10 protein-coding genes are annotated in these 13686 nt (G+C 71.6%); 6 read left to right on the top strand and 4 right to left on the bottom strand.

Annotated elements, in window-relative coordinates; all coding sequences use genetic code 11:
* Nucleotides 1–2: 2 nt before the first annotated feature.
* Nucleotides 3–1115 carry an inorganic phosphate transporter gene (locus tag AB0J64_RS28230; protein ID WP_364032950.1) on the bottom strand — a complete coding sequence of 371 codons (1113 nt, stop codon included), beginning with the start codon at nt 1113–1115 and terminating at the stop codon, nt 3–5.
* 191 nt (nt 1116–1306) lie between these two features.
* On the opposite strand from AB0J64_RS28230, the gene AB0J64_RS28235 reads away from it, so the two are divergent.
* The 4 genes from AB0J64_RS28235 to AB0J64_RS28250 all read left to right on the top strand — a co-directional run bounded on the left by AB0J64_RS28235 (nt 1307) and on the right by AB0J64_RS28250 (nt 6270).
* Nucleotides 1307–2509, top strand: coding sequence for a helix-turn-helix transcriptional regulator (locus AB0J64_RS28235; protein WP_364032953.1), 1203 nt, complete (start codon nt 1307–1309; stop codon nt 2507–2509).
* A gap of 113 nt (nt 2510–2622) precedes the next feature.
* A complete protein-coding gene (locus AB0J64_RS28240; RefSeq protein ID WP_364032956.1) occupies nt 2623–3660 on the top strand; it encodes an ABC transporter substrate-binding protein in 1038 nt (345 codons plus the stop codon).
* Complete coding sequence (locus AB0J64_RS28245) at nt 3657–5201, top strand: sugar ABC transporter ATP-binding protein (RefSeq protein WP_364032959.1); 1545 nt, start codon at nt 3657–3659, stop codon at nt 5199–5201. The genes AB0J64_RS28240 and AB0J64_RS28245 overlap by 4 nt, the downstream gene beginning before the upstream one ends.
* The gene (locus AB0J64_RS28250) at nt 5194–6270 is read left to right on the top strand and encodes an ABC transporter permease (RefSeq protein ID WP_364032962.1); all 1077 of its coding nucleotides are present in this window, start codon (nt 5194–5196) and stop codon (nt 6268–6270) included. The genes AB0J64_RS28245 and AB0J64_RS28250 overlap by 8 nt, the downstream gene beginning before the upstream one ends.
* A 48-nt stretch (nt 6271–6318) precedes the next feature.
* Here AB0J64_RS28250 and AB0J64_RS28255 read toward each other — a convergent pair whose 3' ends face one another.
* Together AB0J64_RS28255 and AB0J64_RS28260 are read right to left on the bottom strand one after the other, a co-directional pair.
* Complete coding sequence (locus tag AB0J64_RS28255; protein ID WP_364032965.1) at nt 6319–8595, bottom strand: BTAD domain-containing putative transcriptional regulator; 2277 nt, start codon at nt 8593–8595, stop codon at nt 6319–6321.
* 168 nt (nt 8596–8763) lie between these two features.
* Nucleotides 8764–11919, bottom strand: a complete 3156-nt coding sequence (locus AB0J64_RS28260) for a BTAD domain-containing putative transcriptional regulator (protein WP_364032968.1) — start codon at nt 11917–11919, stop codon at nt 8764–8766.
* A 277-nt stretch (nt 11920–12196) separates the two neighbouring features.
* Between AB0J64_RS28260 and AB0J64_RS28265 the strand changes: the two genes are divergently transcribed.
* Together AB0J64_RS28265 and AB0J64_RS28270 are read left to right on the top strand one after the other, a co-directional pair.
* The gene (locus AB0J64_RS28265) at nt 12197–12847 is read left to right on the top strand and encodes a DUF305 domain-containing protein (RefSeq protein WP_364032971.1); all 651 of its coding nucleotides are present in this window, start codon (nt 12197–12199) and stop codon (nt 12845–12847) included.
* Between the two features lie 16 nt (nt 12848–12863).
* On the top strand, nt 12864–13520 hold the full coding sequence (locus tag AB0J64_RS28270) for a CBS domain-containing protein (protein ID WP_364032974.1): 657 nt from the start codon (nt 12864–12866) through the stop codon (nt 13518–13520).
* 31 nt (nt 13521–13551) lie between these two features.
* Here AB0J64_RS28270 and AB0J64_RS28275 read toward each other — a convergent pair.
* Nucleotides 13552–13686, bottom strand: a 135-nt coding sequence (locus AB0J64_RS28275) for a LuxR C-terminal-related transcriptional regulator (RefSeq protein ID WP_364032983.1), incomplete at its 5' end; no start/stop codon positions are given.

A 13686-nucleotide genomic window follows, 5' to 3' on the forward strand; every position in this document is an offset into this window, starting at 1 on the left:
CCTCAGACTGTGGCGGGGACGTCGTTGACGTTGCCGGCGTGGACGGGCTGGCGGCGGCCGGCCGCGTACAGTCCGGCTGCGGCGGCGATCGCCACCAGCGCGGTGACGGTGATCCCCGCGGTGCCGGTGGTCGCCACGGCGGCGACGACCGCGCCGACCGCGCCGGCGGCCGGGAGGGTCAGCAGCCAGGCCAGCGCCATCCGGCCCGCCACGCTCCAGCGCACCTTGGCCAGCCGCCGTCCCAGCCCGGTGCCGAGGATCGCGCCGGAGACCACCTGCGTGGTCGACAGCGCGAAGCCCAGGTGGGAGGAGGCCAGGATGACGGTGGTCGCGCTCGCCTCCGCAGCGAAGCCCTGTGGCGACTCGATCTCGGTGATGCCCTTACCCATGGTGCGAATGATCCGCCACCCGCCCAGGTACGTGCCCGCCCCGATGGCCAGCCCGGCCGCCGCGATCACCCAGAACGGCGGGCCGGCCCCCGAGGCCAGCGCGCCGGTCGAGATCAGCGTGAGCGTGATGACGCCCATGGTCTTCTGCGCGTCGTTCGTGCCGTGCGCCAGCGACACCAGCGACGCCGAGACGATCTGCCCGAACCGGAACGTGGTGGTCACCGATTCGTGCCGGGTCCTGGCGGTGATCGTGTACGCCAGATAGGTGGCGGTCATCGCGACGAACCCGGCGATCAGCGGCGAGGCCACCGCTGGGATGAGCACCTTCTGCAGCACCGTGCCGAAGTGCACGCCCTCGACGCCCGCGCCCACCCAGACCGCGCCGACCAGCCCTCCGAACAGGGCGTGCGAGGAACTGGACGGCAAGCCCAGCAGCCAGGTCAGCAGATTCCACAGGATCGCGCCGATCAGCCCGGCGAACACCATGGGCGGCGTCACCAGGCGGTCGTCCACGATCCCGCCTGAGATCGTCTTGGCCACCTCGACCGACAGGAACGCGCCCATCACGTTCAGCACGCCCGAGATCGCCACCGCCACCTTGGGCCGCAGCGCGCCGGTCGCGATGGAGGTGGCCATCGCGTTGGCCGTGTCGTGGAAGCCGTTGGTGAAGTCGAAGGCCAGTGCCGTGATGATCACCACGACGACCATGAACGTCACATGATCCATTGGGATGTCCCCATTGTCTCGGCGTCACTGAGAAGGATAGGCGCGGGCGATGAACCGGCCGTGAACTCCCAGCGGACGCCGGACAACGCGGCCGGCCCCCGTGTTCGGCTGATTTACCGATGCGGGGCTGACGAGACGGCCCCACAAAGCGGACAATAGGGATAAACCACGTGGACGTGAGGGGAGCGCCAATGGTTGACATCGATGTTCCGATCTGGGCCGCCCGACTGCGGGTCCTGCGCCGCGCGCGCCTGTGGAGCCGCCGGGAGCTGGGAAGGCGCCTGGCCGACGTGGCGGACGAGACGTCGCGTGATCAGCTGCCCACGCCGGAGGCGCTGAGCTCGATGATCCGCCTCTGGGAGAGCGGAGAGCGGCGGCCGGACGAGTCGCACGCGGAGCTGCTCTGCCGGGCGTTCGGCCTGGGGGAGGCGGACCTGTTCGTCGGGGACGCGGCCGGCACCACGCTGTGGCACTACCTCACGGGCATTCCGCTGCGGTCGGGCATGTTCCCGGCCGAGGAGGAGGAGCGCACCGGCCGGGCGATCGAGGCGCCCCAGCGGGCCGACGAGGGAACGGTGCGTTACTTCAGGACCGTCCTCGACGCCTACAGCCGTACCGATCTGCGGCCCGCCGACCTGGTCAACGTGCTGCAGCCGGTCTTCGCCGGGATCGAGGAGTTCCACCGCGACGCCGGTCCGTCCGTCAGGCGGGCACTCCTGGGGCTCGCCGCGGAGAACGCGGAGCTGATCAGCCGCATGCGCCACGAGGCCGGCGACCCGGAGGGGGCGCTGGCGTGGTCGGACGAGGCCATCCGCGACGCCCGTGAGGCGGCGGACGCGTCGCTGGAGGCGTACACGCTGGCCCAGCGGGGCGGTCTGTCCGACACCGCCGGTGCTCCCGGCCGGCTCGTCGACCTCGCCGTCGCCGCCCGCGAACGCGCCGAACTCCCGCCGCGGGTGGACGCCCTGTCGCGGCATCACGAAGCGCAGGGTCACGCCCTCGCCGGAGACGTGGACATGTGCCATCGCCGCCTGGAGGAGTCGGCGCAGTCGCTGGAGGAGCCGGGCGACGACACGCCCTACCGGTTCGACAGCTCCGCCGAAGCGCACCACGCGCTCTGCGCCGGATGCCTCATCGACCTCGGTCAGGCGGGCGGCGCGATCGAGATCCTGGAACACGAGCCGCCGAAGGCGCAGCCGACTTACGCCATCGCCTACGCCATGGCCCGCATGGCCCACGCGTACGCCGACGCCCATGAAAGGGAGCGGTGGGCCGAGACAGCCCGTCAGGCCCTCGCCCTGGCCAGGCAGAGCGGCGCGTCGCGAGCGCTGCGGGAGCTCGCCAGGGTCCAGGTTCCGCACCAGGGCGTGAGGCACCGGCGCATCCTGCTGTAGCCGCCACCCGGGCCCGGGTAATGAGTTCTTTTCCCGTTATTAGTTCCAACCGGTGACTTCCGGGGCTTTGCTGAAGGGACCAACCGTTTCGAGTCCTTGCTGAATGAAGAGTCATGGCCCGTTCCCGTATCGTCTTCTCGCTCTCGCTGGTCGCGGCCATCGCGCTGGTGGCGCTCGTGCTCGGCGTGGTGGGCGGCCGGGCGACGAGCTCGGCCGGACGGCCGGAGGGTGGCGGCTCGGCAGGGGCGGCGAGCGGCAAGAAGATCGACGTGATCATCAAGGCGAGCGACTCCTCGTTCTGGCAGACGATGATCGCCGGTGCGAAGCAGGCGGGCGGGGACTTCGGTCTCAACGTGAGCACCTTCGGCCCGACGTCCGAGACCAACATCGACCAGCAGGTGCAGCTGGTGGAGAACTCCATCTCCCGAGGCGTCGACGGGCTGGTCATCGCGCCCAACTCCTCCAGCGCCCTGAACTCGGCGATCGACCGGGCGCGCAAGGCGGGTCTCAAGGTCATCACCGTGGACAGCCGCGTGACCACCGCCTCGGAGGGGTTCATCGGCACCGACAACGTCAAGGCCGGGACGCAGGCGGGCAAGCGCATGTGCGAGCTGCTCAAGGCGCAGAACAAGACGAGCGGCAGCGTCATGATCGAGTCGTCCGTGGCCGGCATCCAGTCGCTCGTCGATCGGGACGCCGGCTTCAAGCAGGGCATCGCGAACAACTGCCCGCAGGTCAAGCCGGCGCTGCAGCGCTACAACAACAACGACATCAACACCGCGGCGTCGCAGGTCAACGACGCGCTGACCGCCGACCCGAGCCTGGCCGGGGTGTTCGCCGACAACAACACCTCGGGTGTCGGCGCGGCCCGAGCGATCCAGGACAACCACGCCACCGCGACCGTACCCGTCGTGGCGTTCGACTCCGACCCGCAGGAGAACGCCGCGCTGGCCGCCGGCACCATCGACGCGCTCGTGGTGCAGAACCCCTACTTCTTCGGCTACCAGGGCGTGCTGGCGGCCGGGATGGCCACGGTCGAGCGCATCCCGCCGCGTGACATCGATCCAGGGGCGGTTGTGGCCGACACCGAGAACATGACGGCGCCCGATGTGAAGCAGCTGCTCAACCCGCCGACGATGAAGGCGGGATGATGGCGCGTCCGGTCGTCGAGCTGCACGGCGTCTCCAAGGCGTTCGGCTCCGTCCAGGCGCTCAGCGACATCTCGCTCCGCCTGCTGCCCGGCCAGGTGCACTGCCTCGCCGGGGAGAACGGCGCCGGCAAGTCGACCCTGATCCGGGTGCTGACGGGCGCGCTGCGCCGCGACAGCGGCAGCTACGAGATCGACGGCCGGCCGGTCACCGCGCCGACCCCGGCATCACTGCGTACGGCCGGCGTCCAGGCCGTCTACCAGGAGCTCAGCCTGCTGCCCCACCTGTCGGTCGCGGAGAACCTGTTCATGGGCCGCCTTCCGTCCCGCACCGGGATCATCGCCAGGAGCCGGCTGCAGTCCCAGGCCAGGAAGGCCCTCGACGAGGTCGGCCTGACGGAGCTCAGCCCGCAGGCGATCGTCGAACGGCTCCCGGCGGCCACGCGCCAGCTCGTGGAGATCGCCAAGGTGCTGACCGCGGAGTCCCTCAAAGTGATCGTCTTCGACGAGCCCACCACGGCGCTCACCGAGGCGGAGTCGGAGCGGCTGCTCCAGCACATCCTGCGGCTGCGCGAGCGTGGCATGGCGATGCTCTACGTGACCCACCGGCTTGAGGAGATGTTCGAGATCGGCGACTGGGTGACCGTCCTGCGGGACGGGGGCCTGTCCGAGGCCGGGCCGATCAGCGACTACGACGAGGACCGGCTGATCACCGCCATGGTCGGACGGGAGATCAGCGCCCTGTATCCGGAGACCCACCGGCACGCGGGAACGCCCGCGCTGCGGGTCCGGGGGCTGCGCCGGTTCGACGGCTCGCCGAGCATCGACCTGCACGTCGGGGCCGGGGAGATCCTCGGCATCGGGGGACTGCTGGGGGCGGGACGGAGCGGGCTGCTGCTGTCCGTCTTCGGCGCCGCTCCCATCGTGGCCGGGCGGCTGGAGGTCGCGGGCAGGCCGGTGAAACCGTCAGGACCGCGCGCGATGATGAACGCCGGGGTGGGGCTCCTCACCGAGGACCGCAAGGTGCTGGGACTGCTGCCGGAGCTGTCGATCCGGGAGAACGTCACCATCGCGAGCCTGCGCAGCGGCTCCCGCCGTGGTCTCCTGCCCGGCCGCGAACAGGCCGAGGAGGCCGACCGGCTGCTCGACAGCCTGCGGCTGCGCGCCGGTTCGTACGACCAGCCGGTCTCGACGCTGTCCGGCGGCAACCAGCAGAAGGTGCTGCTCGCCCGATGGCTGCTCACCAAGCCGAAGGTGCTGATGTTCGACGAGCCCACGAAAGGCATCGACGTCGGGGCCAAGGGCGAGCTCTACACCGTCATCGGTGACCTGGCGGCGAGCGGGCTGGGGATCATCGTGGTCTCGTCGTACCTCCCCGAGCTGCTGGGACTCGCCGACCGCATCCTGGTGCTGCGTGACGGGGCGGTCGCGGGCGAGCTGTCCGGGTCCGCCACCGAGGAGGACGTGCTGCGCCTGGCGAGCGGCAGCGGAGGCGGAGACCGGCCGGCCGCCGAGGACCAGGGAGGGACGGGCCGAGATGCCTAAGCTGATCTGGCGTGAGCCGATCGAGACCACGACGATCACCAGCAGGCCGCCCGGCGGCGCGGCGGACGACGCGGCGGACGACGCGGTGGCGCAGGCAGCCGGCGCGAGGCGACGGGTCATCACGCTCGGGGACATCGCCGGACGGGAGAGCGGCGGCCTGGTCGTGCTGCTCGTGGCGATCGGCGCCCTCACGCTCGCCAGCGACGAATTCCTCACCGGCAACAACCTGGCCAACCTCGCCCGCCAGGTCGCCATCTTCGCGATCATCGCGGTCGGCCAGCTCCTGGTCATCCTGACGGCCGGGATCGACCTGTCGGTCGGGTCGGTCCTCGGCCTGTCAGGCGCCTCCACCGCGCAGTTCCTGGTCGCCGGCGTGCCGATCGTGCCGTCGATCCTGCTCGGAGTGGGGATCGGCGCCGGGCTCGGGATCGTCAACGGCCTGCTGGTGACCCGGGCCCTGCTGCCGCCGTTCATCGCGACCCTGGGCATGCTCGGCATCGCCCGCGGAATGGTCCTGCTCAGCACCGACGCGCAGACCATCCAGGGTGTGCCGGACGCGTTCCAGACCATCGCCAACGGCACGGTCCTGGGCATCCCCAACCTGCTCATCATCGCCGCCGTGGTCACCGCCGTGGTGTGGTTCGTGCTCACCCGGACGGTCTTCGGCCGCTACGTCTACGCCGTCGGCTCCAACCCGGAGTCGGCCCGCCTCGCCGGCGTCCCCGTCCGCATGGTGACGATCTCGGTCTACCTGATCTCGGGCCTGCTCGCCGGCCTCGGCGGGGTGCTGCTCGCCTCCCGCCTGGGAGCGGGCATCCCCACCGCCGGCACCGGCTTCGAGCTCAGCGCGATCGCCGCCTGCGTCATCGGCGGCGCCAGCCTCTTCGGCGCGAAAGGCAGCGCGATCGGCGCCGCCACCGGAGCACTGATCATGGGCGTGCTCAACAACGGCGGCAACCTCCTGGCGATCAACGCCTTCTACCTCCAGATCGCCATCGGCGTGCTCATCCTCGTCGCGGTCGGGTTCGACCAGCTGAACACCAGGCGGTCGGCCGCGGGCGGCGGCTGACCCGCGGCTGCGGGCGGCGGCTGACGGGCGCCTCGTCCGGCCGATGCCTCACCTGACGGTGATCTCCGTACCCAGACCGGTGGCCGGTGCCAGGCCGCCGGCCGCCGGCTCGTAGCGTGCCGGCGCGTGGTCGCCGCGGCGGGACACGTCGCCGCGGGCGAGCCGTAGGCGGGCGAGCCCGTTGAGCATCATCGCCTGCCCGAGGCTGTCGCCGGACGCATGCGCGCTGTGCAGGGCGATCTCGTGCGTGGTGCGCCATTCGTCGTAGCGGCCGCGGGTCTCGAACAGGTGCGTGGCGGCGGAGGCGAGCTCCCAGCACAGCTCGTACGATCCCAGCGCCGCGCTCTGGCTGACCGCCGCCACGATGCCCGCTCGTTCGGCGTCCACCCAGGCGAGCGGGTCCCGTACGAGGCGTTCGGCCGTCTCCGGGCCGGGCGACCAGAGGACGCTGCGGACCCGCGGCACGGGGTGGTCTCCGCCGCACCACCGCAGGTGCGCCTGGTGGGTGAGGGCGAGCCAGGCGCTCAAGACGCGTCGCACCGCGGCGAGACGTTCGTCGTCGGGCTCGTCGGCCTCGGCGCGTTCTCGCGCGTACGCGCGCGTCAGGTCGTGGAAGCGGAAGCGCGCCTGCCCCGTCCGGTCGCGGCCGGCGACGTCGAGGAGGCGGACGTCCACCAGCTGCTCGACCAGGTCCTCGGCCTCGGTGTGCGCCATGTCGAGCAGGGCGGCGGCGGTCCAGGCGGCGAAGTCCGGGGCCTCCAGCAGGCCGAGCAGGCGGAACAGCCTCCGTGCCGGCGGGTTCAGGTCCTGGAGGCCCACGGCGAGGCCGTCCCGGACCGACAGCGAGCCGTGGGTGAGCCGGCGTAGGCGGCCGCGGGCGTCGCTCAGCCTGGTGACCAGCTGGTCCAGCTTCCAATGCGGCCGGGCGGCGAGCTTGGCGCCGGCGATCCGTACCGCCAGCGGCAGGCCACCGCACAACTGTACGAGCGTGCCGGCCTCGCCCGGCGCTCCGGCCGCCCGCTCGGGGCCGATGAGGCGCCGCAGGAGTTCGGACGCCTCACCGGGCGGCATCACCGGCAGATCGAGCATCCGCGCGGCGGGCAGGGCGGTCAGGCGGCGCCTGCTGGTGATCAGGACCGCGCACCCCGGCGTGCCCGGCAGCAGCGGGGTGAGCTGCCCTTCGTCCGCCGCGTCGTCGAGCACCACCAGGTAGCGCCGGTTGGCCAGCTTGCCGCGGTACAGCTCCGCCCGCTCCTCCACCCCCGCCGGGAGGGTGGCGCCGTCGATCCCGAGCATGCGCAGGAGCCGGCCCAGCGCCTCTTCCGGGTCTGTGGGACGGTTGTCCTCGCCGCGCAGGTTGATGTACAGCTGCCCGTCGGGGAAGTCCCGCCGGAGGCGGTGGGCGACGTGGACGGCCAGGGCGGTCTTGCCCACTCCCGCCTGGCCGGAGATCACGCACAGGGGCAACGTCAGGGTCGTCCGCACGGCGCCCTCGGAAGCCGTCGCCTGCTGCCGGCTCGGGCAGAGCGCCTCGATCGCGGACGACAGCTCCGCTTTCCTGCCGACGAAGTCGGCGATGTCCGGCGGCAACTGGCAGATGCCCCCGCCCTGCGGCCCGGACGTGACGGACGGCAGGTTGCCGCCGAGGATCATGGCCTGCAGGCGTTTGAGGTCCTCTCCGGGTTCGACGCCCAGCTCCTCCACGAGCACGTCGCGGGCCTGCCGGTAGGCGTCCAGCGCCTTGTCCCGCTGTCCGGCGCGTGCGTACGCCAGCATGAGGAGATACCACGTTCTCTCCCGCAGCGGCTGTTCGGTCAGCAGGCGGCGGAGATCACCGGTGACCTCTGGTGAGTGACCCAGGCGGAGTTGCAGCTCCGCGTAGTCGAGGCGCGCCTGCGTGCGCCACTCCTCCACCTCGGCGAGGCCGGCGAGCAGGTCGTCCCTCAGCGGGGTGCCCTCGGCGGGCCGCCCGCGCCACAGCGCCAGCGCGCGCTTGAACCGCTCGACCGCGGACTCGGTCTCGCCCCTTCCGGCCTCCAGCCGGGCCAGCCGTACCTCCTGGTCGAACGTGAGCAGATCGACCTCCTCCGTACCGGCCTGCAGCAGGTAGCCGGAGCCCTTGGTGAGGAGGCGGGTCCCGGTGGGCAACGACTTCCGCAGCTGACCGACGTACGTGTGCAGGTTGGAGACCGCCGAATGGGGAGGTTTGTCCCACAGCGCGGCGATCAGGCGGTCCTTGGACACCGTGGTGTTGACGTTGAGCAGCAGACTGGCCAGGACCACGCTCTGCTTGCCGCTCAGCTCGATGGAGTGCGTTCCGCCCACGCGGACGCATACCGGCCCCAAGATACCGAAGGTCACCTCAGCCAAATCGTGCTCCCGCTGGTGATCAACCCGAACAGCGACCGTTGGCCACCTTCCGGCACAGCCGCATAAAGGGCGCATGCTCACAGAAAGGCCGATATGCGGACACGGCCAGTCGCTGTGGGACGCTCACAGTCCGGCGAGTATGCCGTGCTGCGCGGGCGCGCCGAGCTCGGCCAGCACCGCCTGCGCCCGCCGCCGGGCGGAACGGGCGCCGCGCGCGTTGCCCGTCCGCTCGCGTGCCCGCCCCAGGACGACCAGCGCACGGGCCAGGCCGAGCCGCTGACCGGTGCGGGTGAAGGTGCGTACCGCCCGCTCGCACTGCCTGACGCACTGGTCGTACTCGCGCTCGCCGAGATCGGCGACGGCCAGCGCGATCCGCGCCCTGCCCGCGCTCAGGACCCATCCCTGAGCCGCCCTGCTCAGCGCCGACTCGGCGTGGGCGCGGGCCTCCCCGTAGCGGCCCTCGCGGGAGGCCAGCTCCGACAGAGCGAGCGCGGCCTCGACGCCGCCCTGGCGGTGACCGAGGTCCTCGGCCTGGCGCCAGGCGGCCCATAGCCGGTCACCGGCCGGCTGTCCGAGGCAGAGCTCCGCCCGTGCCACGCCGATGAGGGCGAGGACCTCATGACCGTGGTCCTCGATCTGCCTGGCCAGGGCGAGCATCTCCCTTCTGGCCAGCAGGGCCTGCAGGTGCCGCTCGGCGTCGGCGTGCACGGCGGCTATCCCGTCCAGCGCCGTCACCTGCCCGTACACCATCCCGGCCGACGAGCCGAGCCTCAGCGCGCGCCGCAGAATGGGCAGGGCCTCGCCGAGCCGCCCCTGCTCCTGCCGGACCATCCCGAGTCCGACCAGCGTCAGGGCGTGCAGCTCCTTGGGGCCGATCTCCTCGGCCATGACGATCGCCCGTTCCAGGGACTCCTCCGCGTCCGCCAGCTTCCCCAGCTGGCGCAGCATCACGCCGAGGTTGTTGACGCTGGAGGCCTGGCGCCCCCTGTCGCCGATCGACTCGTAGATCCGCAACGCGTGGCGCGTCTTGGTGACGGCCTGCCTGGACGAGCCGACCAAGGCGAGCGCCGTGCCTTCGGCGCGGAGGGCGTCCGCTTCGCCGCTTCGCCATCCGGCCTTGCGGCAAGAGGCTGTCGCGCGGCCCAGTTCCTCGGCCGAGAGCCGGTAGTCGCCGGTGCAGACGTGCGCCAGGCCGAGTGACAGGCGCATGGCGGCCTCGCCGAGCACGTCGCGGTCCCGCTGCGCGCTCGCGAGCCCGAGCCGGGTCAGGCGCAGCCAGACGGGCAGCCAGCGCTTGCGGTAGAGCACGGCACGCATGGCATGCGCGAGCCGCCAGACGATCCCGTCCATCCGCAGCTCGGCGGCGTGCTCGATGGCCGCGGTGACGTTCACCCACTCGCTCGTGAGCCAGGCGTCCGCGTCCTTGGGGGAGTCGAAGTACACGGCGGGCGGATCGTCGAGCAGGTCGACCGGGCGGGAGTAGGCCACGTCCGCCACCGCGGCGACGCTGTGCAGGTAGAACTCCAGCAGACGGAGGACGGCGGCGCGGTCGTCCTCGGCGGTGCCCGACTCGCGGGCGAACTCCGCCACCAGGTCGTGGCAGGTGTAGCGGCCCGCGCCCGTCTCGGTGGCCAGGTGGACCCGGGTGAGGGCGTTCAGCAGGGCTTCCGCCTCGGCGACGCCCACGTCGGCGAGGGCCGCCGCCGCGCGGGTGGTGATGCCGTCACCGGGGACCAGGTTCATCAGGCGGAACATCCTGCGGGCCGCCGGGGCGAGCGCCTGGTACGACAGGGACAGCGCCTGGCGCACGGCCGCGCCCTCGTCCCCCTCGATGTGCAGCCCCGTCAGCCGTCCGTGCTCCGTCAGCTGCTTCACGTAGCCGGCGATCGTCAGGTGCGGATGATCGGCCAGCCGGGCGCCGGCGACCCGGAGCGCGAGCGGCAGTTGCCCGCACAGGCGGACCAGCTCGGCGGCGGCGTCCGGTTCGGCGTCGATCCTGCCGCGGCCTGCGGTGCTCGCCAGGAGCTCCAGGGAGGACTCAGGAGGCAGGCCGTCCAGCGCGACGCGCTGCGCCCCCTCCAGCGCCACCAGGCCGGTGAGCCGATCGCGGCTCGTGACGAGTGTCAGACAGCTCGGCTCGCCAGGCAGCAGGGGCCGCACCTGCGCGGAGCCGGCCGCATTGTCCAGCACGATGAGCATCCGGCGCCCGGCCAGCGAGGATCGGTAGAGCGAGAGCTGCGCCTGCGGGTCCACCGGCACGTCCTGAGCCAGGTGACCGAGGGCGATGAGCAGCCGCGCGAGCGGATCGGCGGTGGCCGGGCCCTGGTCGAAGCCATGCAGGTCGAGGAAGAGCTGCCCGTCGGGGAACAGGTCCGCGTGTTCGTGCGCCCAGTGCAGCGCCAGGCTCGTCTTGCCGATGCCCGCGGGACCGACGATGGCGACCGTTCTGGCCGACCCCTCGCTGATCAGGGTGAGCCGGTCGAGCTCGGCCTGCCGGTCGAGCAGCCGGCCGGGAGCGAACGGCAGCTGGCGGGGCCGCGCCGGCGCCGCCGACGACTTAGCGCGCAGCAGCCGGCCGTGCAGCTCGCGGAGCGAGGGAGCCGGCTCCGTGCCGAGCTCCTCGCGCAGGTGGTCGCGGAGCCTGTGGTAGACGTCCAGGGCCTCGGCCGTCCTGCCGGTCGTGGCCAGGGCCCGCATGAGCTGAGCGTGCGGAAGCTCTCTGGAGGGGTGCGCGACGACGACGGCACGCAGTTCTGTGACGACCTCGGCCGGTCGCCCCTGGGCCAGCATCAGCTCCGCCCGCTCCTCGACCGCGGTGGCGTGCAGCTCCCGGAGCCGCGCGACCGCGGCCTGGGCGAACGGGTGGTCGATCTCCGGCAGTGGTGGACCGCCCCACAGGGCGAGTGCCCTCTCATAGAGGGGCAGGGCGTCCTCCGCGGTGGCGCGCCGCGCCTGGCCGACGAGGTCGGCGAACACGTCGGAGTCGAGCTCGCCAGGTGCCACGTGGAGGACGTAGCCGCGATCGCTGGTGGTGATCAGCGCGCTGCCGCACGCGGCCCGGAGCTTGGCGATCAGCATGCGGATCCTGGAGCGGTACGTATCGGGTACGGCCTCGCCCCACAAGACGTCCGCCAGATAGTCGGCCGACACCGGGACGCCGGCGTTCAGCAGCAGCACGGCCAGCACCGTCCGCTGCTGGGGCGGCAGCAGGATCTCCGTTGTCTCGATCATGACCTTCACGCCGCCCAGGATCCGGAAGCCGTGGGTCGTTCTCGACATAACGGGACTTTAAGGGATCATCAACCGGTCGGGTGAGCGTTCACGGAGGAAAGTCGGTCGCGGACGGGGCTGCTGAAGCGGATCTGCGGCTCGATGTTCCTGGGGCGCGAGCGCCGCGGGGCCGATCCGACCTGAGCGGCAGGCGGTTCGGCCCTATCGGCTGAGGACGTTGGTCCTGGTCATGAGGGTCCTGCGGCCCTGTCCCCGCCCCGCGGCCCCCTTCAGTCTTGAAGGCAGTGGAAAGTGCAATCCGGGGAAAGAGCGTTGGGGGCCGGCCATGAAACGGTCGACAGTGGCGAAGGTCGCGGCCGGCTCGGCGCTGGCGACCGTGGCGGTGACCGGCGCCACCGTCGCGGCCACCGACGTGGTGCAGCAGGTCACACAGATCACGTCCGGGCAGCAGGGCGCCGCGCCGGTCGAGCGGGGCATGGCGGCGCCTTACCGGCCCATGCGCGACGCGAACGTGAACGATGAGGCCGACTACCTGGCCCGTATGGTGGCCAACCATCACGAAGCAGTGGCGGCGGCCCGGCAGCTGCAGCGCTCGGACCGGCCCAAGATGCGTGCGCTCGGGGCTTCCATCGCGACGACGCAGAGCGCCGAGCTCGGCACGATGAGGGCCTGGCTGGACACGTGGTATCCGGGGCGTTCGGGCACGGGGACCGGCTACCCCCCGATGATCCGGGATCTGTCCAGGCTGTCGGGCGACGCGCTGGACGAGGCGTTTCTGTGTGACATGACCGACCATCAGATGATGGGGGTGGTGATGTCCCAGCAGTTGCTGACGTCCGGGCGGGCCCGGCATCACGAGGTCGCCGCGTTCGCCGTCAGGGCGCGCGATGCCGAGCGTGCCGAGATCTTCCGGATGCAGCGGGACCTGGCCGACCGGTTCGGCGGCTGGGCCCTGCCCTGCGGGATGCAGAGCTGACCGAGGAGGGCAGATCATGTCGGTCGAAGTCAAAGATGTCATGGGCCATGTGGCCATCGCCGTGCTGATGGATGCCTCGTTCGTGGAGATCGTGGAGGCGATGGGGCAGTTCGCGGTGGGTGCGGTCACGGTGATCGACGGGGATCGGCGGCCGGTGGGTGTGGTGTCTGAGGATGATCTTCTGCTCAAGGAGACCGATACGGTTCGGCACTGTGTGTCGATGTACGAGTCGGGCAGGGAGCGGCAGGAGCATCAGAAGGCGGCGGGTGTGACGGCGGCTGAGCTGATGAGTTCGCCGGCGGTCACGGTCACGCCGGACACGTTGGTGCGGGAGGCGGCTCGGTTGATGCACGTCAGGCGCATCAAGCAGTTGCCGGTGGTCGACGCGGTCACCGGGCGGATCGTCGGTACGCTGCACCAGCGTGATGTGCTGCGGGTCTTCACCCGTCCGGTGGGTGAGTTGGAGGCGGAGGTCAGGCAGGTGCTTCCGGATCCGGAGGCGTTCGCCGTCGAGATCGACCAGGGTGTGGTGACGGTCAGTGGCGCGGTGGAGTGGAGATCGCAGGCCATCGCCTTGGCGGAGCGGATCCGGGCGGTCGAGGGCGTCGTGGACGTGAGGTCCGTGGTGACCTTCGACAAGGACGATCTCCTGACCGCCCCCTCGGGGCCGTAGGCACGCCGCCGCCACGGTGCCGGCCTGGGCGTCACTCGCGGCGGCCGTCCCGCAACCGTGCCGCCAGGGCCGCCGCCTGGGTGCGGCGCTGCATGTTGAGCTTGGCCAGCAGGTTGGACACGTAGTTCTTGACCGTCTTCTCCGCCAGGAACATCCGCTCGCCGAT

It is taken from the genome of Nonomuraea sp. NPDC049695 (assembly GCF_040674955.1).
GTDB classification, from domain to species: Bacteria; Actinomycetota; Actinomycetes; order Streptosporangiales; family Streptosporangiaceae; genus Nonomuraea; species Nonomuraea helvata.

Coding starts and splice junctions, on each gene's coding strand:
- AB0J64_RS28250 (WP_364032962.1), top strand. CDS start 5,194: ATGCCTAAGCTGATCTGGCGTGAGCCGATCGAGACCACGACGATCACC.
- AB0J64_RS28245 (WP_364032959.1), top strand. CDS start 3,657: ATGATGGCGCGTCCGGTCGTCGAGCTGCACGGCGTCTCCAAGGCGTTC.
- AB0J64_RS28235 (WP_364032953.1), top strand. CDS start 1,307: ATGGTTGACATCGATGTTCCGATCTGGGCCGCCCGACTGCGGGTCCTG.
- AB0J64_RS28230 (WP_364032950.1), bottom strand. CDS start 1,115: ATGGATCATGTGACGTTCATGGTCGTCGTGGTGATCATCACGGCACTG.
- AB0J64_RS28240 (WP_364032956.1), top strand. CDS start 2,623: ATGGCCCGTTCCCGTATCGTCTTCTCGCTCTCGCTGGTCGCGGCCATC.
- AB0J64_RS28270 (WP_364032974.1), top strand. CDS start 12,864: ATGTCGGTCGAAGTCAAAGATGTCATGGGCCATGTGGCCATCGCCGTG.
- AB0J64_RS28265 (WP_364032971.1), top strand. CDS start 12,197: ATGAAACGGTCGACAGTGGCGAAGGTCGCGGCCGGCTCGGCGCTGGCG.
- AB0J64_RS28260 (WP_364032968.1), bottom strand. CDS start 11,919: ATGTCGAGAACGACCCACGGCTTCCGGATCCTGGGCGGCGTGAAGGTC.